The organism is Advenella sp., assembly GCF_052108595.1.
Classification (GTDB): domain Bacteria; phylum Pseudomonadota; class Gammaproteobacteria; order Burkholderiales; family Burkholderiaceae_B; genus Advenella.
Genome location: NZ_JBQEAU010000071.1, coordinates 1 through 23240 on the forward strand (window position 1 = coordinate 1; position 23240 = coordinate 23240).

A 23240-nucleotide genomic window follows, 5' to 3' on the forward strand; every position below is an offset into this window, starting at 1 on the left:
AGTTCTGAGCACGGCCATTGTTTGCCATGCAAGCATGGCCCCACAGCCAGGCGGCACCTGTTGCGAGCGTATGTGGGGATGACAGGGGCTGCCGGTATTGAGCAACGTTGCCAGGCCGGGCCCGGATAGACCAGCACGGACCGCGCAAAGCCATCAGGGGAAACAGGCTGGTTTCTCCTGATCTGCCCGCTGTGCGCCATCCATATGTTTCCTATATGGCTGACTGCTGTCCGGGTTGTTTTTACAGAAACAGCTTGTACGCCGGGTTCTTGCTTTCGTTCTCGTAAGGATAGCCAATTTGCGAGAGGAATTGTTTGAACGCCTTTTTGTCGGCCGGTGGAACCTGTATGCCGATCAGCACCCGCCCATAATCAGAACCCTGGTTGCGGTAATGAAACAGGCTGATATTCCATTCCGGGTTCATGGTATCCAGGAAACGCATCAGCGCACCCGGGCGTTCCGGGAACTCAAAGCGGTACAATTCTTCATTATCTGCCAGTGGCGAATGGCCGCCGACCATATACCGCAAATGTGACTTGGCCAGATCGTCGTGGCTCAGGTCCAGGGTTTCGAATTTCTTGCGGCGCAGGGTGTTGGCCAGTTTGTCGGCTTCAGCGTGTGAGCTGATCTGTACCCCGACAAAGACATGCGCCTGTTGCGCGTCGGAAATGCGATAGTTGAATTCGGTCACACTGCGGTCACCCAGCAGCGTACATAATTGGCGGAAGCTGCCACGCTCTTCGGGCATGGTAACAGCAAAGATGGCTTCGCGGGCTTCGCCCACGTCGGCCCGTTCTGCAACAAAACGCAGCCGATCAAAGTTCATGTTGGCGCCCGAGGCAATGGCAATGACGGTTTTGTTTTTCCAGCCGTGCTCGGCAACATAGCGCTTGGCGCCGGCCAGGCCAAGCGCGCCAGCCGGTTCCACCACGTTGCGGGTATCCTGGAAAATATCCTTGATTGCCGCGCATAACTCGTCAGTATTGACGGTAATGACATCGTCTGCATATTTATGAATCAGGCGGAAGGTTTCGCTGCCGACCTGTTTGACTGCGGTGCCATCGGAAAACAAACCGACGTCGTTCAGATGGACGCGGCGTCCGGCGCGAAAACTGCGCGCCATGGCATCGGAGTCTTCTGTCTGTACGCCAATGACGGCGACATCCGGGCGTAACTGTTTGATGTAGGCGGCAATGCCGGCGAGCAGCCCGCCGCCGCCGATAGGCACAAAAACCGCGTCCAGTTTGCCAGGGTGCTGATGCAGGATTTCCATGGCAACGGTGCCTTGTCCTGCAATCACGTCGGGATCGTCAAACGGATGCACGAAGGTGAGCTTTTCCTTTTTTTCAAGGGTGCAGGCAAATTCATAGGCGTCGCTGTACGAGTCGCCGTGCAGCACCGCTTCGCCGCCCAGGCGCTTTACTGCATCCACTTTTACAGCTGGCGTTGAAGTAGGCATGACAATCACGGCGCGGCAGCCCAGTCGCTTGGCCGACATGGCCACGCCCTGGGCATGGTTGCCGGCAGAGGCGGCGATCACCCCGCGTTTGAGCGCTTCGGGGGGCAAATTGGCCATTTTGTTGTAGGCCCCGCGTATTTTGAAGCTGAAAACCGGCTGGGTGTCCTCACGCTTGAGCAGCACTGTATTCTGAATCCGCTGCGAGAGCAGGGTTGCCGGTTCCAGGGATGTTTCGATTGCGACATCGTAAACACGAGAGGTCAGTATGCGTTTGAGGTAGTCGGTTGACATGTTATTTTTGAAAGAAAAGAGAATACAAATGAGCGCTTAAGGTTAACATAGCGGATCTGATTTTGGGATTAAAGCCGGAACCGTCGTTTTCAAAAAGTCGGTCCAATAGGGAAGTTATGGAACATGAAGTTATGCTGTGGGTCAGGGAAATGCTGACTGTGTTATCCCTTCCGACTGTCGGTTTGCCCGGCATTTTCGTCGTTGCGCTTGTCTCTGCCACGCTGCTGCCACTGGGCTCGGAGCCCGTGGTCATCGCCTATCTGAAAATTGCGCCCGACATGTTCTGGCCTGCCATGGTGATCGCCACCGTGGGCAATACCATTGGCGGGGTGATCACTTACTATATGGGTACGGCGGCGAAGGTCGCCTACGAAAAATTTCAGCACAAGCAGGCGCTGGCGGCCGGTGAAATTGTCGATGAGACCGGTCTGGCGGTTGCGGCCGAAGAAAAATACCTATCCGAAGGCGACGACGCTGCGCCGGCGCCTGCCGCCCCGGGAAAAGAAGGGGGGCGGTGGCATGGCAAGATGACCTATTATTTTGACCGATTTGGCCCCGCAGCGTTGTTGTTCTCCTGGCTGCCCGTGGTGGGCGATCCCCTTTGCGGTGTTGCCGGATGGATGCGCCTGCCCTTGTTGCCGTCTATTGTCTTTATGACCATCGGCAAGTTCCTGCGCTATCTGCTGATGACCTCCGCTGTATTGTGGCTCTGGTAAAAAGCGGCGGGGCCCTGGCTGCCGGGTTGGCCGGGCAATGTCCGAGCGTTGATCGCCTCGTGACAGATTCAATAATGATCATTGTCGGCTGGCAACAAAATAAACAATAGCGTGACCGGCAACGATCAAGGTGTGGTGACCTCCTTAATCGTGCATCACAGCAATAGCCTCAATGGGCCATCAGCAGCCCTTCCTTTGCAAAAACGGCGTGAATCTGTCGTGCAAACTCCAACGCATGCGCGCCGTCGCCATGCAGGCACAGCGTGTCTGCTTCGATCTCCACCTTTTTGCCTGACTGGGCGATCACATAGCCCTCACGCACCATTGTCAGCGCCTGAGCCACGGATGTCTCAACATCTTCGATCAGGGCGCCGGGCTGACTGCGTGGGGTCAGGGTGCCGTCGTCCTGATAGGAACGATCGGCAAAGACTTCCTGCATCACGTTCAGGCCCAGGCCGCGGGCGATCTCTACCTGTCTGCTGCCAGCCAGCGCAAACAGCGTCAGTTGCGGATCGACATCGACTACCGCCTGGGCAATGGCCGCCGCCAGTTCGGCATGATTGGCCGACATGTTATATAAGGCGCCATGCGCTTTTACATGATAAAGCCTGCCGCCCTGGGCACGGGCGACCGCGGCAAGCGCGCCGATCTGCACGACGACCAAGTCATAGGCGGCAATGGGCGTGAGCGCAAAGGGGCGGCGCCCGAAGCCGCGTATATCGTCCAGGCCAGGGTGCGCGCCAGGCTTGACGCCCTGTTGCAGTGCCAGTTGCATCGTGTGCCGCATGGTATGCGCATCTCCCGCATGAAAGCCGCAGGCGATATTGGCCGACGTGACATAAGGCATGATGGCGGCATCGTCACCCATGGTCCAGGCGCCAAAGCTTTCGCCCATATCACAATTGAGATCAATTTTTTTCATGGAATTCTTCCCTTTGCCTCATGCATGTGAAAACGCGGCAGTCATATCGGCATTTATACCGCATTCTATCCTGTAAGAGGCGGGCAACAAACGGAGCCCGCCAAATAACGCCACCATTGGTCCTGAGCATTTCACCCAGAGAACGCAGCGGCAATTTTTGTGGTGAGCGGCGCCAGGGCTTGCAGCAATGGGGCAAACAGCGCTTCGCGTTGCCGGAAGATCTGGTGCGCTTCGTCCAGACTGATCAGTGTCAGCTCAAGGCGCTCGCCGGGTAAACAGCGCGCCAGCACAGGCAAGTCTACGCTGGCGACATTGGCGATTTTGGGGTACCCGCCGGTGGTCTGGCGGTCTGCCATCAGAATAATCGGCAGGCCATCGGGCGGAACCTGAATAGTGCCAAAAGCAGTGGGCTCCGAGAGAATCTGCAAGCCGGGTTCGGGTTCCAGGCTAGGGCCGTCAAGGCGGTAGCCCATGCGATCCGAATTTGCGGTAATGCGATAGGGTGAATTCAGAAACAGCGCTTGCTGTCGGGTGTCAAACAGGGTCCAGTGCACCCCCCGGGTAATCCGAATATGTCGTCGTGCTGCCAGCCCGAGCCCTGCCGGTAGATAGATCCGGAAGGCATCCAGAAAGTTGTCCAGCGCGTCAACGGCGGTTGCATTGATCGTCCGGTTAAGAATAAGCGTGTCGTCTTTAGCCAGTGCACGTCCCTGAATGCCGCCCATGCGGCTTTTGAGGTCTGTGCTGGCGCTGTCCATGCTGGTGGTCAGTTGTACGCCGCCGGCAATGGCCAGGCTGGCGCGCGCATGACCCTGCGGCCGACCATTGAGCATGGGGGCCGCACCGATGTCCAGTATCTGACCGGCGCGAATCAGGTGCGGGCGGTTGACCGCCAGCGGTCTTTTGTCGCATCGCAGGGAAAAAGGGGCGCCGCAAACGGCGATGCAGGCATTCTGCTCGAATTTGATCTGCGGACCGGAAAGCGTCATTTCCAGCACGGGCAAGGGCGTGCGATTACCCACCAGGGCATTGGCCAGCCTGTACGCAACCTGGTCCATGACGCCGCAGACCGGTGCACCGTAGGCCTGGTAGCCATGTCGTCCGGCATCCTGAAACACGGACAGGGGGCCGGGTTTGAGCACCAGCAGACTCATGTTCTTACCTCAACCCGTGGCATGTTGTTGCGCCTTGATCTGTTCATACTGTTCGCGGTCGATGGCTTCGAACTGCACTTGGTCGCCAGGAGCATAAAGCGCATAGGGCGGGGTGCTCGGGTCAAACAGGCGCAACGGTGTCGCGCCGACAATATTCCAGCCGCCCGGCGATTCATTGGGATAGATGACGGTCTGGCGGTTGGCGATGGCGACCGAACCGGCAGGCAGACGATTGCGCGGCGTGCTGCGTCGGCCGATGGCAAGACGGCTATCGGACAAACCCATATAACCCATGCCGGGGGCAAAGCCGAGCATGAAAACGCGAACCGGCGCTGTAGTGTGCAATTGAATCACCTCATCTACCGTGAGTTCGCAATGCCTGGCAATCTGTGCCAGATCGATGCCCAGTTCCGGGTCATAACAGACCGGGATACGGATCAGTCGGGTCGCTTCGGTAACACTATCGGCGGCGGCGTCTTGCAGCCGGGCCAGTGGCGCCAGCACGGCAGTCAGGGTGTCTATCAGCGTTTTGTGTACAGGCGGCTCGGCATAAAAGGGATGCAGATACACCCCTAATGTAGTGAAGGTGGGAACCAGGTCGCTGATATAGGGCAGGCCGGCGTTGTGAATGAGCTCCGCAGCCTGGCGCGCCCGCGCGTTGATGGCCGGATCAATGCGATCGCCGAAACGGATGATCAGGCAATGATCGCCTTCAGAGGTAAAGGTCCAGGGGGCGGTGGAATTGGCCGGGTGTGAACTCATGCGTTGTGCAAATGCTGTCGGAAAACGGGACCTGCGAACGGGTGTGCCGTACAGTTTATCAGTAATCCGAAAGATGCGACGACGGCTAGGGGTAAAACCTGAGTCCGATATCCGTCGTTGTTGCAGTGAACGCGCCTGTTCAATCTGCCTCAGTGAAAAGCGGCAGATTGAACAGGCACTCGCCAGATTTTGCTCTCATACGATAAGGTGATTTTTCAGCGATGCCATCAATCCAGTGAAAGCTGTTTCAGGTCGACAATCCGTTTCCAGCTGGCCAGATCGGTTTGGACAAATTGATCAACCTGCTGCTGATTCTGATTTTTTTGTACGATCAAGCCCAGGGCTTCGAAGCGTTTCCTGAAGCTGTCCGAGGTAATGACCTGGTACGCAGCCTTATGCAGCTTTTCAGTGACTGCTGCAGGTACGTCCTTTTGCGCCGCCAGCCCGAACCAGGTGGCGACATGAAAACCCGGGAAGCCCGATTCCGCAACAGTGGGCACATCTGCAAGCACCTTGAGCCGCTCCGACGTTGTGACGGCGATGGGCCGCACTTTGTTTGCCGATATCAGTGGCAGCGAGGTGCTCACAACGTCACTCATCAAATCCACGTCCCCGGCGGCCACGGCCGTCAGCGCCTGCGCCGTGCCGTTGTAGGGCACATGCGTCATATTCATTTTTGCCTCTTCATTCAATATCTCGGTAGCCAGGTGCAGCGGGCTGCCCTGGCCCACGGACGAATAGTTCAGTCCCTTTGGTACGGTCTTGGAATAGCTGATCAGCTCCTGGATATTGCGCACCTTGAGCTTAGGATTGACGACAACGACCAGGGGCGCTTCGGTAGCAATGGCAAAGATCTTGAAGTCTTCCAGTTTGTAAGGTGTTTTTTTGTATAGCAAGGGGTTCAGTATCATGCTGCCGTTGCTGGCCATCAAAAGCGTATAGCCGTCTGCAGTAGCATTGGCAACATAGCCGGTGCCGATGGATGTATGCGCGCCTGGCTTGTTATCGACTACCACCGGCGTCTTCAATTGCTCGGCGAGCCCCTGGGCCAGCGACCGCGCCATCTGGTCTGTCGGGCCGCCGGCTGTGTAAGGAACAACCAGCGTAATTGGCTTGGTCGGGAAGTCGGCGGCCAGGGCTGCCGTATTCATGGTCAATGCCGCAAGCAATAGGTATCCGGTTATTCGTTTCATTTGATTGTCTCTCTGTTTGCTGATTATTATAAAAATAGTTTAAAGGTAGGTGATCGGTGTATCGGCCAGCGAATGTTGCAGTTTCTTTTTAAATAGCTTGCCGGTCTCTTCGCGGGGCAGCTTGTCAACCACGCCGATTTTTTTGGGAATCTTGTAGCCTGCCAGATGCGTCCTGAGAAACTGGATGAATTCATCTTTGTTCAATGTCCGCCCGGCCTTCATCTGCAGCAGACAGATCAGGCTTTCTCCAAACTCCTCGTCCGGGATGCCGAATACGGCGGTGTCTTCAATGTCCTGCCGCTGATGAATGAGCTGTTCTATTTCGGCGGGGTATATATTGGCGCCGCCAGAAATAACCATATCCGATTGTCTGTCGGTCACATACAAATATCCTTCATCATCCAGATATCCAATGTCACCGACGGTCAACAAACCGTCGTACTCCATGGATTGGCGCGCATCATGATTGTTTTTGTAGGTGAAGTCGGCATAGGCGGGTTGTCGCGCGTAAATCAGCCCGCTTTGGCCCGCTTGCGCCCATATTCCGTTTGCCCGGATTCTGATTTGGGCATTGCCCAGTGGTTTGCCGGCGCTGCCGGGTTTTTTCGCTGATTCGGTCGGGTTGATCAGTGTGACCAGGCCCATTTCGCTGGAGGCGTAGCTTTCATGGATGACCGGTCCGAGCCATTCAATCATCTGGCGTTTGACGGGGGCAGGGCAGGCCGAACCGGTAGAGGCAACGAACTGCAGGCTGGACAAATCGTATTTCTCTTTGCTCGCCTGTGGCAGATCGAGCATTCTTTTGTACATCGTGGGGACAAGATAGGCAGTCGTTACGCCGTATTTTTCAATTAGCTGCAGGACTTTTTCGGCATCGAATCTGTCCATCAGGATAAGCGTGCTGCTGTATAACAGCGCCTGCTGGACATAACTGTTGGTCGCGCTGTGATGCAGTGGCGCGGGCATTAACGCCACACCCGCGCCTTCAATGCCCAGTGCGCCGGCGATGAGGCCGGGCGAGGCGGAAATGTCGGCCCGCTGTTTTTTCGCCCGTACGATCCCTTTTGGCTTGCCCGTGGTGCCCGATGTATAGGGCATATGGGTGCCAAGATATCTGGAGCGAGGCAGTGCCGGGGCCGTGCGAGGGGCCACTTCGGAATGATTCAGTTTGTAGTAGGTATGCGTGCGGGTGATTTGGCCACGCTCTTGATCTGCAAGAATGACCGTCATTTCATTAGGCACAACCGCCTTGATTTTTTCGTAGCCTTCGTTGCAGGTCACAACCACTCTGGCTTCGCTGTCGCGCAACAGATAGCTGACTTCGGCCGGTGTCAGCCGGTAATTGATCGGACAATAATTATTGCCGTATAGCATTGAAGCGGCAATTGCTTCAATAAGCGAAGGGCAATTGGGCAGGTAAATGGCAATCACATCAGTATCTGTGATGCACGCTTGTTCGAATGCGCCGGTCAGCAAGTCCGTTTGCCGATTTAGCGCTTCATTGCTCACCACGGCATCATTGAAAACCAGATTTGCCTTGATCATTGTCTCGTGTCCTTTCGTTATAAGAAAAAGCTTACCGAATCTGCCCTGCCGATACAACGCGGTTGCCCTCAACAGATTGTTTATTAATTATGAACAATATAAAGGAAAACACCTACAATACAAGTCGATGATCAATGACGGCATGCACAAGGCAGGGTGTATTTCATATGAAACCTTATGAATACGATTTGAATCTTTTATACGTTTTTCATGAAATTGTGCGTACAGGCTCGCTGTCTGCCGCCGGCAGAAAATTGCGAATCAGCCGCTCGGGGGTCAGCCAGAAACTCAAGGCGCTGGAAAACAGCACTGGCACGCAACTGATCCGTCGCTCTACGCGCGACATTGATCTGACAGGGTCAGGCCAATGTCTGTATGACCATTGCGTCGGAATCTTTGAGCAACTGGATAATGCGCAGCGTCAGCTATCGGGCCTGAAAAATGAAATGCAGGGTCATATACGCCTATGCGTGCCGACCAGCCTGGGCCAGGACTATTTCAACACTGTCCTGATCGACTTCATCAAAGAGAACCCGAATATTTCCTTCACAATCATTTTCAGCAACAGGATCAAGAATTTCCTGTCTTCCGAAATTGATGTTGCCTTGCAGATAACAACGATTGACAATATTCCTCAGGACTATGTCGCCCGTGAAATAGGCGTTGTGCCCTGGTGTATATGTGCTGCGCCTGGTCTTCTGGAAACGATTGGGCCGATTACGATGCCAGGGCAGCTGGCCACCTTGCCATTTATTACGCCTACCTACACCGTGGCTAGCCCCAAACTTACTGTTATCACAAGTGAAAATAGCACGGTCCATATTCCGCTCAGCTTGCGGGTGCAGTCCGAATCGTTGCCATTTCTCAGGGATAACGTGATCTGCGGCCAGGGCATTGGCTTGCTGCCGGCTTATTCGATACAAAAAGAACTGGATGATGCTTCCCTGGTCAGGCTATTGCCAGAGTGCCAAATAAAAGGTTTCGGCGATCGTTTGTATGTGATATCCACACAGACTTTCCATATGACTCAATTGCAAAGAAGGTTCATCGATTTTGTCATCCGCAAATTAAGACGGATGTTTGCCTAGCGCGCGGCGCCGTGGTGCTGGCCTCAGAAACGCAAATGATTGCTCCTCACTCTACTGTGAATATAAGCTTGTGTTCTGGTTGGCTGGGTTGTGCGGGTTAATCCTAATTTGTCCGATTCTTGCCTATCTGTATAGTTTGAACTTAACGATCGTTCGGTAAGTTCAAGTAGCTGATCCGAGCGGCTTATAAAAAATAAGGAGGCAAGGTGAGGATTTTGTTACCCGTGTTCTTGGCATTCGTCGCGCTTACCGGTTCACAGCCGTCTGTCGGTGCTGACGAAATAACTTTTCCAATTAAAGCGATCCACCTGGTCGTGCCTTTTGCCCCTGGCGGCGGAGCGGATACCGGTGCGCGCAGGTTTGCAAAGGCGATGTCCGCGTTGGTCGGGCAAAGTGTTATTGTCGAGAACGTACCGGGCGCAGGAGGCACGCTGGGTGCCGCCCGAGTAGCGCACGCGGCTCCCGATGGCTATACGCTTTTGTACACCACGCCCGGCCAGCAAATGACCGCACCTTATCTGATAGATAACTTGCCCTATGATGCATTCAAGGACTTGCGCGCCGTCAGTAAACTGACGGCGGGCGTCAATGTTCTGGTTGTTACCAGAGACTTTCCTGCAATCTCAATACAGCAATTGATCGACTACGCGAAGAAAAACCCGGCCAAGGTCAATTTTGCCAGTTCGGGTATTGGTTCGACCAGTCATCTTGCTGGAGAGCTGTTCAAGAAAATGGCTGGCATAAACATTACCCACGTACCTTACAGGGGCTCTTCTGTTGCTGCGGCCGATATTGTAGGAGGGCGCGTGCAGATGACGATCGATACGCTCAGCGTATACCTGCCGCATATCCGCTCGGGGAAGGTGCGGGCTCTGGGCGTGTCTACATTGCAGCCGGCTGCCATTGAACCGGGCATCCGACCCATCGCCGATGTACTGACCGGTTTCGAAGCTTCACCGGTCAATTACATTACGGCGCCTGGCGCAACACCCGATGCCATTATTGAAAAGCTCAATACGTTAATCAATAAGGTCGCGTCCGACAAGACATTACAGGCAACGTTTGCCTCAACCGGTTCCATGCTCGGTGGCAGTACGCCTGAGCAAATGGAGGCCCTCGTCCGCAGCGAGCAGAAGCGCTGGAAAGCGGTCATCGATAGTGCCGCAATTGCGGTGACACATGAAAAATAATTGACTGTTCAATATCTTCCCGAGATCAAAAGCATGAGAAAACACCAAACGAAATTAAAAATCGCGATTGCGTCTTTATGTGCGGCATGCGCGTTTTCGGCGCACGCGCAGACCTTCCCGGATCGGCCTATTACACTTGTTGTGCCCTATGCCGCAGGTGGCATCACTGATGCATATGCCCGCTCGATTGGTGATTATCTGGGGCGTTTGTGGGATACGCAGGTAGTGGTCGAAAACAAAGGCGGCGCAGCCACGATTATCGGTACGCAGCAGGTTGCCAGAGCCAAACCCGATGGCTACACGCTGTTGCTAACCAGTTATGCATATACATCCAATCCGATCCTGAGAAAGGACCTGCCGTACGAGCCTGCTGCGCTGACACCGGTCATGTTGCTGGGCAACAGCCGCAGTATGCTGGTTGTGCCCGGAAAGAGTGATTTGCATACGCTTGATGACGTGATCAAGAAGGGGAAAAAAGCACCAGGTAATCTGAAGTTTGCGTCGTCAGGCAATGCCTCAAGCCCCCATGTTGCCGCTGAGTTGTGGGCCAAGCAGGTGGGTGTGAGTTTTACTCATGTTCCATACAAAGGCACAGGACCGGCCATGAATGACCTTTTAGCCGGCCTGGTCGATGGCATCTTTGACGGACCGAGCTCCATTACCAATGTGCGTGCGGGACGGTTACGGGCACTTGGTATTGCGAATGAGTCCAGACATCCCGCAGCACCTGAAGTGCCAACTTTCAAGGAACAGGGTATAGATATGGTCTTTGGTAGCTGGTTTGGCTTCATGGCGCCAGCCAATACGCCAAAGCCCGTTATCGATAAATTGAATAAGGGATTGAATACCTCGCTTAAAGACCCGAAGGTTCGAAAAGTGCTCGATAACGCAGGATTGTTTGTTGTCGGTGGCACGCCAGCCGAGTTTGCCGGTTTCCTTGATGCAGAGGCCCGAAAGCTGCAGGGCCTGGTGGATGGCGGTGTGAAGTTTATCGTTCAGTAAAGACCAGAATACTATCAATGGAAACCAAACCAATGACTCTGAAGTTTATCGAAGTTGAACGTCTAGATGGCGTTGCTATTGTTTATTTGAATCGCCCACCCGTCAATGCGCAAAGTGCTGCCCTGCGTGAGGAGTTGATTGGCGTTTTTGACTCTTTCAATGATGATGAAGAAATACGATGTGTTGTGCTGACTGCGCATGGCGACATATTTTCTGCGGGTGCGGATATCTCCGAGCGTCCTGCTATAAAGCAACGCGGTCCAGGCGCTTACTGGAGTCACAATCGTCTGGTGCGCGAAGCGGCCCTTTCCATTGCTGATTGCAGCAAACCGGTTATCGCAGCGGTAAACGGTCCCGCGCTTGGAGCCGGCTTCGGGTTGATGGCTGCTTGCGATATATGGATTGCTTCGGATAATGCTTATGTGGCCATGCCAGAGATTAACGTCGGGCTGGCAGGCGGGACGGCATTATTGCAGCGAATCTTCGGAAAATCCAGGGCCCGGCGTATGTTTTATACCGGAATGAAAGTGACCGCTGATGAACTCTACCGTTTAGGGTTGATAGAGGCCAGCCTGCCGCGGCAAGAGCTATTGCCTTATGCCTTGAATTTGGCTAAAGAGATCGCAGCAAAAGCGCCCTTGTCTTTACAGTATGCCAAGCAGGCTGCGCAAGTGACGCTCAATATGCCACAGCGCGAGGGTTATCGTTACGAACAAAACATTACTGTTGCGCTATCGAGGACAGAAGACGCCGCCGAGGCGCAGCAGGCTTTTCTGGAAAAACGTACGCCGCAGTACAAGGGCAGGTGATATGGCTGTGCAACTGAATGAACATTATCTTTGCTTGCCATCGAGCGCAAACAATGAACAGGGTCGTTATCTGGCGTTTCAACGCGAAGTGCGTCATTTCGTTGGGCACAATTGCCCCGAAGATATCCGCGAAAAGGTGCGGGCCGGAGAAAAACTGACGCGTACGGTATATAGCCGATGGCAGCAAATCCTGCACGAACATGGCTGGGCAGCGCCTGGCTGGCCGCTCGAACATGGCGGTACCGGCTGGGACCTGCGCCAGCGCATGATATTTGAAGAGGCGATCGCAGATTTTGATTGTCCACCGCTTTATCATCATGGGTTGGGCCACATTGGGCCGGTGATTATGCAGTTTGGTACGTCCGAGCAAAAACAACACTATCTTCCCCGAATTCTCAATGGTTCTGACTGGTGGTGCCAGGGTTATTCGGAGCCAAATTCGGGCTCTGATCTGGCATCCCTGCAAACCCGCGCAGAATTGGACGGCAACCATTACATCGTGAATGGACAGAAAATCTGGACTTCTCACGCTCACGAAGCGAACGTGATCTATATGCTGGTGAGAACCTCGCGCGAAGCAAAAAAACAAGAGGGCATTACGCTGCTGCTGGTGGACATGGATACGCCGGGGATAACGGTCAAGCCGATAGAAACCATCGATGGCTGGCACCACGTTAATGAAGTGTTTTTCGAAAACGTACATGTACCGCTGACCCAACGGGTGGGGCAAGAGGGGCAGGGCTGGCAGTGCGCCAAGTATCTGCTTGAGCGCGAACGTTTGCCGCCGGCTAGCGTTGGTCAACTGGTCCGGCAATGGCGCAGAGTGACGCAATTGTTATGGACAAGTCAGCATGAACAACAGGCGAGCCATGACTACTCGGCACTGAATCAGCGTATGTTCATGTTGGCAGCACAGATAAAGGGTGCCCGGGAGATGCTGGCCGACGCAATCGACGACATGATGGAGAAAAAGCCGTTAGGTGCAAAACCCTCAGCATTGAAATTGCGATGCAGCCTGGTAGCGCAAGGGCTTAGCGAAGTGGCATTGCGGATTATCGGCCCGGCCGGCAGCCAACAATTTATATCTGAGGGGTCGGATCCGACTGAATCGGGGATCTGGCTGCAGAACTATATGTTTACCCGGTCCAAGACTATTGCCGGCGGAACGACAGAAGTTCAACGAAATGTGGTCGCACGTCAATTGTTTGGAGCATGATTTGATGGGATTCGAAGCAGCAACTATTTTTCCCGGCGTTCTGTTGGAAGGCGCTGAACGTGTAGCAAAAAAGGTATCGTCATACGAGGCAGCAATACCTCCGGGCATTATCCAGGAAATGGGATGGAGTAGCACACTCATTTCCGAAAGCAATGGCGGCTATGGCGGTACGTTTGCTGATATCGGCTCTTTGCTAGAGGGCATGGCTTCCCGGGCAGTCAATCTGCCTATCATGACTCGGTGTTGCATTGTGCCAGGCATGCTTGAAGCGGCGCCCGAGCAGGAAACCGTCAGCAACTTGCTGTTGCAGATTGCCCAAGGCGTGGCGTGTATTGAACTGGCTGGATCGCTCAGCTGTCGGGAAACGCACAAGCTTGCCCAACTGTCGCCCGTCACTGATGGCTGGATCCTTAGTGGTCAGCTAGATGCTTTTGAGTGGACTGAATGTTGCACACACGTATTATTTTGCGCGCTTGACACGGCTAGCCAGAAAATCAGTATTGTCCTTATCGAGGCCGAGCAATTGCCGGATCAGGCCCGTCGTTTTACCACCGTCGAGAGGCGGCGCATCAAGCAGGTTGATTTGGGATCGTTAAAAATAGCCAACCATAGCGTTCTGGCCCAGGGTGATGCCGCGTTGGCAATGCGTCAGGCAGGCTGGAAACTGGCGCAAGTGTCGGTAGCCGCAGATATTGTTTGTACCATGAACTATATGCTGGCCGAGACCGTGAGCTACTTGCAGGAGCGTAAGCAGTTTGGACAGGCATTGGCCCAGTTTCAGGTGCTTCGGCATGATGTTGCCAAACTCTATGTCAGTTTTGAAACGGGCAAGAACCTGCTAATAGCATCACTGCGTTCACTGGATGGCGCAGGTGGCAGCGACGATCTGGCAGCTTTGGATTTGCTTGGCATATATACGCGAGAACAGGCGATAGCGTTTGCACAATCGGTCATCCAGCTGCACGGCGGCATGGGCATGACCCAGGAGACCATGGCAGCGCGCATGGCTTCGCGGCTATTGGCCAGTGCATTTCGTTTTGGCGATGCGTACAGCCACGCCAAAGCACTGACTCAATTTCAGGCGGGCACCAAATGACGTCAGCTACGATGAATAGTCATTCATTGAATCAGTTCTTCAATCCACGCTCGGTTGCGATCATCGGAGCATCGTCAGACCCTGCAAAACTGGGAGGCAGGCCGATTCGGTTTTTGCTCGAAGCAGGCTATGAAGGGGATATTTATCCTATTAACCGGCGTGCCGAAACAGTGCAAGGGTTGAAAGCCTACGCTTGTCTGGCAGATATCCCCGGCGATGTTGACCAGGCGCTCATTATTGTGCCAGCGTCGGCAGCGCTAGACGCTTTGCAGGATTGCATAGCAAAAAACATCAAAGCAGTTCAGGTATTAAGTTCGGGCTTTTCAGAAGAAAGCGCGCACGGTCTTGTGCGGCAGAACCAATTGGTTGATCTGGCCAAGCGTCATGGCGTGCGATTGCTTGGCCCCAATTGCCTGGGCATCGTCAGTGTGCGAAATCGCTACTTTGCAACCTTCTCCACTGCACTGGAGGCCCTTACGCCCTCGCCTGGAGGCATCAGTTTTGCGACCCAAAGTGGTGCTTTTGGTTCCTGCGCATATGCGCAGGCCATTCAACGAGGATTGGGGATTGCGCGCATCGTTGCGACCGGCAACGAGGCTGATATTGACGTTACCGAATGCATTGATTTTCTAGCCTCGGATACGCAGACCAAAGTGATCTGTGCGGCTATCGAAGGGTGTCGTGACGGCAATCGGTTGCGCGCAGCCCTGCTCAAAGCCGCAGCGGCCGGCAAGCCGGTGGTCCTGATGAAAGTCGGCAGTTCTGTTACCGGCCAGCAGGCGGTAGCGACCCACACGGGAGCGATCGCCGGCAATGACAGGATTTTTGACGTGGTATGCCAGGAATGCGGGGCATGGCGCGCCTATTCAATTGAAGAAATGCTGGACATTGCATACGTGTGCACGCAACTGCCGTTGCCTGCGAATGATTGCGCCAGCATTATCACCGTCTCGGGTGGTATCGGTGTGCTAATGGCCGACGATGCCGAGCGTTATGGCGTAAAGGTTCCTGCTGTAAGCGAACATTTGCAGCAGCAGGCGCGCAAGGTAGTGCCATCAAGCAGGGGCTGCCGGATCTGATAGACCTTGTCATTGGCGGTACCGAGTTCGCCATCCATTTTATCTATTTAGCCCAGATCCCTTGCGATCCGGGCAGATTTCTTCCGCTGCTTGAGCAATTGGCAGCGATCAGGACCAATTATCCCGAACGTCTGATCGTACTGGTGGGGCCGTCGGAGGAGTCGTTACGCAAGCAGCTGGAGCAGCAAGGCCTGGTGATTTTCGCCGATCCCGGGCGGGCAATGCGAGCCGTGGCTGCGTTGTGCGAACTCAAACGGCGTTGGTTAACGCTGCATCCTGGTTTGCCTGATCCGGTTCGACCCGGCCGACATCGGCCTGATGTCGGCAAGCCTGCGCTGAACGAGTGGCAGGCCAAACGCCTGCTCGCGCAGTACGGCCTGCCGGTGCCGACGGAAGCGTTGTGTGAAAGCGCAGCCGAAGCAGTGGCCGCGTCTCGCGATATAGGCTACCCGGTCGTGGCGAAAATCGTCTCTTCGGACATTCAGCACAAGACTGAATTCGGAGGGGTTCTGCTGAATTTGCAGAATGCCGGACAAGTGCAGGAGGCATTCGAGCAGTTGCTGGAGGCAGCCGGACAATTGAGTGACAAACCGCCAATTGAGGGTGTGCTTATCGCTCCGATGATAAAAGGCGGCATCGAGACAATATTGGGCATACATATAGATCCGACGTTTGGCCCAATGGTGATGTTCGGTCTGGGTGGCGTGGCGGTCGAATTATATGACGACGTCGCTTTCGCCTCTGTGCCGTTGTCCAAAGCACGGGCTGGCCAATTGGTCCGGTCGGTGCGGGCTTGCCGGTTGCTTACCGGGTGGCGAGGCCAGAAAATGCACGATATCGAAGCGCTGGAATCTGCGCTCCTGAGCCTGTCGGACTTTGCCCAAGACTGGGCGCCGGTGCTCGAAGGCGTTGATATCAATCCGTTCGTTGTAATGGAATCCGGGACGGCTTGTCTGGATGCAGTGATCTCGTTTAGAAAGGGAACTTAGCTATAATTCACGGCTGAACCCTATAACGAGACTATTGCATGGCATCCAGAGACCCGGACCGAAGACGAAAAATATTGGAAGCGTCGCGACGTCTATTTGCGCGATACGGGTATGGTGGTGCGTCGATCAGCATGATTGCGGCTGAAACCGGCTTGACCAAAGCAGCGCTGTATCATCATTTCCCAAGCAAAGAGGCTATCTATCGCGCCAGTTCCAGGACCGGCATGGACCAATTGCTCTCTGAAGTGCAGAGCGCGGTCAGCCAGGCACAAGGCGGGGCAGAGGCGCGTTTACGCGCATTCATGCACGCTTCTGTTAACCATTACGAAAAAAACCAGGATAGCTGGATGTCGGGGTCTGCGCTCTTTTGGGGGGCGGCCTCCGATGAGGCCCGTGAGCAGATTCTGGAAGTCAGGGATGCGTACGAGGGCTTGCTCAAGCAGATTATCCGTGAGGGGATGAACGCGGGCATCTTCAGAAGCGACCTGGAGCTGCGGCTTTCCAGCAAATTTCTGCTTTCGATTATCAATCAATTGCCTAAATGGTATCGCAGCGACGGCAAATATAGTGCCACGCAAATCATAGACATTTATCTGGACACTTATTTAAATGGCGTGCGTAGCCATCAGACGCCTGCCGAATAATGTTCACAGTATGCGTGGCAATGATATGGGCCTGGTCGGGAAGTTGATATGCCTTCCTGGCTGCGCAGGACCCGACCTCCTGACCAGTCCAGTGGTCTGCAGAAGTAGCAAATGGCATCAATAAAATCGCAGCAACAGGTCTGATCCGGCAATATTGCTGTCTGACAATTTATGGGGAGCCGGTTGGCAACTTGGACGCAGCGCCATCCCAGGCGCCCGCAACCTTGGTTGTTCTAGCGTAGTTGTGCGCACCCGCCTGGCTTCTGGTCGTGGCGCGTGCAAATTACGCCCCGGCATCCTCTACGATCTTGGCGTCATTGCTCTCCGGAGTGTGGACGACGAGGTTTTCCGGAAAAACAATCTTGAACGTGCTGCCCTTGTTGATTTCGCTATCCACAACCAGCTTGGCATTGTGCCGGATGACAATGTGCTTGGTAATGGCCAGGCCCAGACCGGTTCCGCCCGATGCGCGGGAACGACTTTTGTCTACCCGGTAAAAGCGTTCGGTAATGCGCGGAATGTCTTTCTTTTCAATACCCAGGCCCGTGTCGGTCACGCTGAAGATGGCCTCGCCATGTTCGTTGCGGGCCCAGCGTATGGTGATTTTGCCGCCTTCCGGCGTGTAGCGTACGGCGTTGGTCAGCAGGTTGGTGACCGCCGACGCCAGCTCGTTCATTTGTCCGACTACCGTCAATGCGGGATCCACGTCGAATTCGAAGGCGTGCGATTCGCGTGAGATTGACTGGGCCTGTACGGCAGCCTTGTCAATAATGGGAGCCAATTGCACGTTTGAGCCGTCGACGATCTCGGTCGATTCCAGGGTAGACAGGGTCAGCAAATCGGCCACGATCGCCAGCATCCGTTGCGCTTGCTCGTGCATCAGCTCTTCGTATTGCTTGCGCTGTTCTTTGGTTAGCGCTTCGTGCGGCAGGTCGCGCATGGTCTCAAGAAAGCCGATCAATACTGTCAGCGGGGTGCGGATTTCATGCGAAACGTTGGCAACGAAATCCCGTTGCGTGGTTTGCAGTTTTTCCAGCTGGGTAATGTCCTGGCACAGCAGCAGGTATCCTTCGTTGGCGTGCTGGGTCAGCTGAAATTGCAGGGAGCACACCTGTCCGCCGATTTCCCTGCGACTGCGCAAAGGGCGGGCCCATTGACGGCTTTGGGCGTAATCGAAAAACTCAGGCAGGCGAATGATATTGAAGATGTTGTAGCCCTTGTCTTTTTCGTAGACCAGGTCCAGCAACCGTTGGGATTGGGCGTTGCACCATTCGATCTGAAAAGACTTGTCCAGCGTGACCGCTGCAGCCGGTAGCGCCTGCGCAGCCGACAGGACATTATTGGTCAGTTCGCGCAGCGCTGTATATTCGTTTTGGCGGGTGCGTACGTATTTATAAATTGGGGTGACGATTTCGTCATAGCTGCCCAGATCGGGTGGCGGGGCGCTGGTGGGACGGCTGGCCCACTTGAGCGTGAGCCTGTGATGGCGCTGATGTCTGGCAAGATAAACGAAACCGCACACAGCCAGCAACAGAACGCCGCTGAGCCCGCCAACAAACCACTGGAGACCCAGCGCGAGGGCAACGGCAGCAAGGTAGGCGAACAGGAGTGAGGGGCGGGGCATGATTGATTATATTCCTGAACAATGGCGTGCGCTGGCCGCCCAATCTTGAAGAAAAACACGGCGCGCCAGCAGTTGGCCAGCATCAATAATGAAAACCGGGCCCGCTATGCCGGGCCTGTTGGGCAATTAGGCCGGCAGTTTAGAGGTAAAACGATACCCGCTTCCGCGTACGGTTTCAACCAGATTATGATGATTGCTCGGCTCGAGCGCCTTGCGCAGGCGGCGGATATGCACGTCGACTGTGCGTTCTTCCAGAAATACATGGTCTCCCCAGACCTGATCGAGCAACTGGCCGCGAGTGAACACCCGCTCTGGATGCGTCATGAAAAAATGCAGCAGGCGAAATTCGGTCGGACCCAGCGGCAGGTTTGACCCATTGCCTGTGATGCGATGCGAGACCGGATCCAGCTTGAGCCCGGAGATCTCGATTTCATCGTCGGTCAGTTGGGGGGCGCGGCGACGCAGTACCGCCTTAATGCGCGCCATCAGTTCTTTGGGCGAAAAGGGCTTGGTAATGTAATCGTCGGCGCCGCTTTCGAGTCCTTCCACTTTATCGGCTTCGGAGCTCTTGGCGGTGAGCATGATAATGGGGATGTCGCGCGTACGCTCGCTGCTGCGCAAATTGCGCGCCAGATTCAGGCCAGTGGAGCCGGGCAGCATCCAGTCCAGCAGAATCAGATCGGGCAATTCCGCATTGATCAGCACCTTTGCCTGCTCGGCATCCAGCGCACGCAGCACTTTATGGCCGGCAAAGGACAGGTTGACGGAGATGAGCTCTTGAATTGCGGGTTCGTCTTCGACGACGAGAATTGTGCTGGCCATAATGAAGTAAAATTAAAAAAGTCACGCGATTGACATTAACCGGAAATACTAATCTCAATGGTATTGCCTAATTGTGTCATGTTTGTGACAATCCCGCCTACTTTTCATAAAGATTGCATATGAATTCAGAACGTCCAACGTCAGCCGGGCAATCCGGTACCACGCATTTCGGTTTCCGTACTGTCGATGAACAGGAAAAAGCCGGAAAAGTGGCGCAAGTGTTTCATTCGGTGGCGCAACGTTACGATGTGATGAATGACCTTATGTCCGGTGGCATGCACCGTCTCTGGAAAAACTTCACGATTGGACGGGCGGGCGTGCGGCCTGGCATGCGGGTGCTCGATATTGCCGGGGGCACCGGCGATCTGGCCTTGGCTTTTGCAGGCAAGGTCGGGCCAACCGGTCAGGTCTGGCATACCGATATCAATTCCTCCATGTTGCAGGTCGGGCGGGATCGCCTGATCGATAAGGGGGTGCTGCTGCCTACGGTGGTGTGCGATGCCGAACACCTGCCTTTTCCCGACGAATTTTTTGATGTGGTCACCGTTGCCTTTGGTCTGCGCAATATGACGCACAAGGACCAGGCCCTGCAACAAATGCAACGGGTGCTCAAGCCCGGCGGTAAATTGCTGGTGCTGGAGTTTTCGCGGATCGCGGCGCCACTGGCGCCTGCCTATGACTGGTATTCGTTCAATATTCTTCCCTGGCTTGGCAAAAAAGTGGCAGATGACGAAGATAGTTACCGCTATCTGGCCGAATCCATACGCATGCACCCGGATCAGGAAACGCTGGCGCAAATGATGCGCGACGCCGGTTTGCCACGGGTCAGCTATTTCAACTTGACTGCCGGAGTAGTGGCGTTGCACGAAGGCGTAAAACTGTTCTGACGCCCCGTTCTGCCTGCCCACGCGCGGGTTGCAGCACCGGCGTAGGCGTGCCGATCGGGCAGGCCGATCCTTCATTTTCCGGTCATTACAAAGTAGCTTGCATAAATATTCAGGTTTTTGTAAGATTAAATTGTTTGCTAATTTATTCATTGTGGGTCAATCCCACCGGAGCAATAATCAATGTTCAAAAAGTGGTCTAAATTTCTCGCGGCTGCGATGATTGTCGTGTCATCTGTAAGCATGCTGACTGTGACCTATGACGCTGAAGCCCGCCGCATGGGAGGCGGCAGCAGCTTTGGACGCCAGTCTTCCAGCATTACCAAGAACCGGGCTCCGGCGGCACAGGCGCCCACAGCGGTCAATCGTACTTCTGCGGCGCCAGCCAACGCGGGCGCTGCGGCACAGCGTAGTGGGTTTTCCCGTTTTCTGGGCCCTATTGCCGGTATAGCCGCTGGTCTGGGCATTGCGGCGCTGCTCTCAAGCCTGGGTCTGGGCGGAGCCATGCTTGAATTCCTGTCCAGCGCCCTTCTTATTGCCATCGTTATTTTTGGCGTTATGTTTATTGTGCGCCGTTTACGCGGTGGTCAGGCCCGTCCGGCCTTCCAGGGCGCCTCGCCCATGCAGCGACAGTCCGGTGCTCCGGCGCCAGGCTCACGGCATCAGTACTCCGGGCAGGATACTGCCAGTGGTGGCACGCAGCAGCACAGTGGCCTGTCTGCCACAGACTTTTCCGGCAATGCGCAGGCAGCGGCCGAACCAGAAGACAAAAGCTGGTTTATCCCGGGCGATTTTGATACGCCAACCTTTCTGCAAACCGCCAAGAAGCAGTTCGTGACCATTCAGGGTTTGTGGGACAAGGGCGATATTGAAGATCTCAAGAACTATCTGACCGAAGATCTGGTTGCAGAGCTGTCTCCGCAAATTACCAGCCGTGCCGGACAAAGCCAGACTGAAGTCGTGCTGCTCAATGCGGAACTGCTTGGTATTGAGCAGGTTCAGGATGGTCATCTTGCCTCAGTGCGCTTTTCCGGCATGTTGCGTGAAGACGCGCAGGAAGCCGCCTTCCGCTTCGAGGAAGTATGGAACCTGTACAAGGAAAACAATTCCGGCTGGCTGCTGGCGGGCATTCAGCAGATTCCGGTGGATAACGCTTCCTGACCGTACTTTAAAACAACCGCCGGCAATGTCAGCCGGCACGCTGGGCGTGATCATGGTTTCGTGATCACGCCTTGTTGTTTGTGGCAGAGCAAGTCTGATGACTGCTGTTTATTGTTAATAACTAATAGCTATATAAAAATAAATACTAATTATTTTTTCTCTTAAGAAGATTTGGTTATAGTGTCAGATCGTATAGGGAAAATACCGTGAATCTTAGCTTCAACAATGTTTATAAGCAGTTCGGTTCGCTTTCGGTCGTTGAGAATTTCAGCGCCGACTTTCGCTCGGGCGAGATTGTTGCCCTGGTCGGGCCTTCCGGTTCAGGCAAATCCACGCTGTTGCACATGGCTGCCGGCCTGGAGAGCACCACATCGGGCAATATCGATACCGATTCGCAGCCTGTGATCAAGCCGGATCCCAGCCGCACGCTGGTATTCCAGGAACATGCGCTATATCCGTGGCTGACGCTAAAGCAGAACGTTGCCATGGCATTGGAGTTTCAGCAGGTGGCCCGCAAGCAGGCTTACGAGCGCGCCGCGACGTGGCTGCAACGCGTGGGCCTGGATGGATTCGAACATTATTATCCGCACCAGGTGTCGGGAGGAATGCGTCAGCGCGCAGCGCTGGCCCGTGCGTTCATTGCCGAGCCGGAAGTGCTTTTGCTGGATGAGCCCTTCGGCGCGCTGGATGCGCTGACCAGGCTCAGTCTTCAGGATGTGTTGCTTGATCTGGTGGAGCAAGCCAGGCCGACCGTGCTGCTGGTAACGCATGATGTGGACGAAGCCCTGTTCCTGGCCGACCGGGTCATGGTGTTCAGCGCAAGGCCTGCCACGGTGCTCAAGGAATTCAATCTGAGCCACCGGTCACGTTCGCACGATCTGTCTGATCTTGCAGCGGAAAAACGAGAAATTCTTAGCCTGCTGGGTATTGCGGTCACGCATGAACCCAAGCCGGTCGAAATGGTTGCTTGAGCGTGGCGCTGCAGGCGCTGATGCGGTCTTTTTTGAGCGCTCAGTCATCTGTGTATCGTGGCAGGTGTAGGCAAGCAGATTCGGCAGGCAGACTGCAAGGCATCCGCAAGCGGGCAGTATGTGAGTCAATAACAAAAAACAGTCAAATTTTTAGAGAGAGTCAGAGATGAATATTCGTAAATGGACCGCATTGCCCCTGGTGGCTTCGCTGTTGCTTTCAGGTGCGGCCATGGCGGCCGACAAGCTCAAGGTAGGTTATCTGCGGGTGATGGACGATGCGCAGGCGATCGTCGCTCACGAGGGTGAATTCTACAAAAAACAGGGCCTGGACACTGATCTGATGGAGTTCAAGTCTGGTACCGATCTGGTCAAGGCCATTATTGGCGGCCAGGTCGATGTGGGTGTACTTGGCTTTACCAATGCCATCTCCTGGGCTTCTCGTGGCGCAGACCTGAAGGTTGTGGCCGGTGCGCAGCGCGGCTACCACTCGCTGGTCGTGCGTGATGATGCCGGTATTGACGCTGTGGCCGATCTGAAAGGAAAAACGCTGGCATCCCAGAGCCAGGGCAGTACTGCAGACACCGTGCTGCGCGGCGTGGTGTTCAAGGAAGCCGGACTCAACG

General features: G+C 54.8%; 22 protein-coding genes. 14 read left to right on the forward strand and 8 right to left on the reverse strand.

Features of this window, described 5'->3' with window-relative positions:
* Positions 1-241: 241 nt before the first annotated feature.
* Positions 242-1750, reverse strand: a complete 1509-nt coding sequence (ilvA, locus tag ACTIKR_RS13270) for a threonine ammonia-lyase, biosynthetic (RefSeq protein WP_442328066.1) — start codon at positions 1748-1750, stop codon at positions 242-244.
* Positions 1751-1866: 116 nt separating this feature from the next.
* Between ilvA and ACTIKR_RS13275 the strand changes: the two genes are divergently transcribed.
* The gene (locus tag ACTIKR_RS13275) at positions 1867-2466 is read left to right on the forward strand and encodes a YqaA family protein (protein ID WP_226816827.1); all 600 of its coding nucleotides are present in this window, start codon (positions 1867-1869) and stop codon (positions 2464-2466) included.
* Between the two features lie 169 nt (positions 2467-2635).
* On the opposite strand, the gene ACTIKR_RS13280 is transcribed toward ACTIKR_RS13275, so the two are convergent.
* From ACTIKR_RS13280 to ACTIKR_RS13300, 5 genes are all read right to left on the reverse strand, one after another.
* A complete protein-coding gene (locus ACTIKR_RS13280) occupies positions 2636-3388 on the reverse strand; it encodes a LamB/YcsF family protein (protein WP_193088468.1) in 753 nt (250 codons plus the stop codon).
* 131 nt (positions 3389-3519) lie between these two features.
* Positions 3520-4542, reverse strand: a complete 1023-nt coding sequence (locus tag ACTIKR_RS13285) for a biotin-dependent carboxyltransferase family protein (protein WP_442328067.1) — start codon at positions 4540-4542, stop codon at positions 3520-3522.
* A gap of 9 nt (positions 4543-4551) precedes the next feature.
* On the reverse strand, positions 4552-5304 hold the full coding sequence (gene pxpB / locus ACTIKR_RS13290) for a 5-oxoprolinase subunit PxpB (RefSeq protein WP_193088466.1): 753 nt from the start codon (positions 5302-5304) through the stop codon (positions 4552-4554).
* A gap of 227 nt (positions 5305-5531) precedes the next feature.
* Positions 5532-6497 carry a Bug family tripartite tricarboxylate transporter substrate binding protein gene (locus ACTIKR_RS13295; RefSeq protein ID WP_193088465.1) on the reverse strand — a complete coding sequence of 322 codons (966 nt, stop codon included), beginning with the start codon at positions 6495-6497 and terminating at the stop codon, positions 5532-5534.
* A 39-nt stretch (positions 6498-6536) separates the two neighbouring features.
* On the reverse strand, positions 6537-8042 hold the full coding sequence (locus ACTIKR_RS13300) for an AMP-binding protein (protein WP_442328068.1): 1506 nt from the start codon (positions 8040-8042) through the stop codon (positions 6537-6539).
* 167 nt (positions 8043-8209) lie between these two features.
* On the opposite strand from ACTIKR_RS13300, the gene ACTIKR_RS13305 reads away from it, so the two are divergent.
* The 9 genes from ACTIKR_RS13305 to ACTIKR_RS13345 all read left to right on the forward strand — a co-directional run bounded on the left by ACTIKR_RS13305 (position 8210) and on the right by ACTIKR_RS13345 (position 17155).
* Positions 8210-9130, forward strand: coding sequence for a LysR family transcriptional regulator (locus ACTIKR_RS13305; RefSeq protein WP_442328069.1), 921 nt, complete (start codon positions 8210-8212; stop codon positions 9128-9130).
* A 224-nt stretch (positions 9131-9354) separates the two neighbouring features.
* The gene (locus tag ACTIKR_RS13310) at positions 9355-10320 is read left to right on the forward strand and encodes a Bug family tripartite tricarboxylate transporter substrate binding protein (protein ID WP_442328070.1); all 966 of its coding nucleotides are present in this window, start codon (positions 9355-9357) and stop codon (positions 10318-10320) included.
* A gap of 33 nt (positions 10321-10353) precedes the next feature.
* Positions 10354-11322 carry a Bug family tripartite tricarboxylate transporter substrate binding protein gene (locus tag ACTIKR_RS13315; RefSeq protein WP_442328071.1) on the forward strand — a complete coding sequence of 323 codons (969 nt, stop codon included), beginning with the start codon at positions 10354-10356 and terminating at the stop codon, positions 11320-11322.
* 17 nt (positions 11323-11339) lie between these two features.
* A complete protein-coding gene (locus tag ACTIKR_RS13320; RefSeq protein WP_442328072.1) occupies positions 11340-12131 on the forward strand; it encodes an enoyl-CoA hydratase/isomerase family protein in 792 nt (263 codons plus the stop codon).
* A 7-nt stretch (positions 12132-12138) separates the two neighbouring features.
* The gene (locus ACTIKR_RS13325) at positions 12139-13347 is read left to right on the forward strand and encodes an acyl-CoA dehydrogenase family protein (RefSeq protein WP_442328073.1); all 1209 of its coding nucleotides are present in this window, start codon (positions 12139-12141) and stop codon (positions 13345-13347) included.
* A 4-nt stretch (positions 13348-13351) separates the two neighbouring features.
* Complete coding sequence (locus tag ACTIKR_RS13330) at positions 13352-14443, forward strand: acyl-CoA dehydrogenase family protein (RefSeq protein WP_442328079.1); 1092 nt, start codon at positions 13352-13354, stop codon at positions 14441-14443.
* Positions 14440-15522 (forward strand): acetate--CoA ligase family protein, encoded by a 1083-nt coding sequence (locus ACTIKR_RS13335; protein ID WP_442328074.1) that lies wholly within the window; start codon positions 14440-14442, stop codon positions 15520-15522. The genes ACTIKR_RS13330 and ACTIKR_RS13335 overlap by 4 nt, the downstream gene beginning before the upstream one ends.
* A gap of 98 nt (positions 15523-15620) precedes the next feature.
* On the forward strand, positions 15621-16511 hold the full coding sequence (locus ACTIKR_RS13340; protein ID WP_442328075.1) for an acetate--CoA ligase family protein: 891 nt from the start codon (positions 15621-15623) through the stop codon (positions 16509-16511).
* Between the two features lie 38 nt (positions 16512-16549).
* Positions 16550-17155, forward strand: a complete 606-nt coding sequence (locus ACTIKR_RS13345) for a TetR/AcrR family transcriptional regulator (protein WP_442328076.1) — start codon at positions 16550-16552, stop codon at positions 17153-17155.
* Between the two features lie 283 nt (positions 17156-17438).
* Here ACTIKR_RS13345 and phoR read toward each other — a convergent pair whose 3' ends face one another.
* Together phoR and phoB are read right to left on the reverse strand one after the other, a co-directional pair.
* On the reverse strand, positions 17439-18779 hold the full coding sequence (gene phoR / locus ACTIKR_RS13350; RefSeq protein ID WP_193088456.1) for a phosphate regulon sensor histidine kinase PhoR: 1341 nt from the start codon (positions 18777-18779) through the stop codon (positions 17439-17441).
* Between the two features lie 126 nt (positions 18780-18905).
* Positions 18906-19601: a phosphate regulon transcriptional regulator PhoB gene (phoB, locus tag ACTIKR_RS13355; RefSeq protein ID WP_025371273.1), complete on the reverse strand. Its 696-nt coding sequence runs from the start codon at positions 19599-19601 to the stop codon at positions 18906-18908.
* A gap of 119 nt (positions 19602-19720) precedes the next feature.
* Between phoB and ubiE the strand changes: the two genes are divergently transcribed.
* The 4 genes from ubiE to ACTIKR_RS13375 form a co-directional block, all read left to right on the forward strand.
* Positions 19721-20488 (forward strand): bifunctional demethylmenaquinone methyltransferase/2-methoxy-6-polyprenyl-1,4-benzoquinol methylase UbiE, encoded by a 768-nt coding sequence (gene ubiE, locus ACTIKR_RS13360; protein WP_193088455.1) that lies wholly within the window; start codon positions 19721-19723, stop codon positions 20486-20488.
* Between the two features lie 180 nt (positions 20489-20668).
* Positions 20669-21646, forward strand: a complete 978-nt coding sequence (locus ACTIKR_RS13365) for a Tim44 domain-containing protein (protein ID WP_193088454.1) — start codon at positions 20669-20671, stop codon at positions 21644-21646.
* A gap of 206 nt (positions 21647-21852) precedes the next feature.
* Positions 21853-22617: an ABC transporter ATP-binding protein gene (locus ACTIKR_RS13370; protein ID WP_442328077.1), complete on the forward strand. Its 765-nt coding sequence runs from the start codon at positions 21853-21855 to the stop codon at positions 22615-22617.
* A 166-nt stretch (positions 22618-22783) separates the two neighbouring features.
* A partial coding sequence (locus ACTIKR_RS13375) for an ABC transporter substrate-binding protein (protein WP_442328078.1) occupies positions 22784-23240 on the forward strand: 457 nt, incomplete at its 3' end.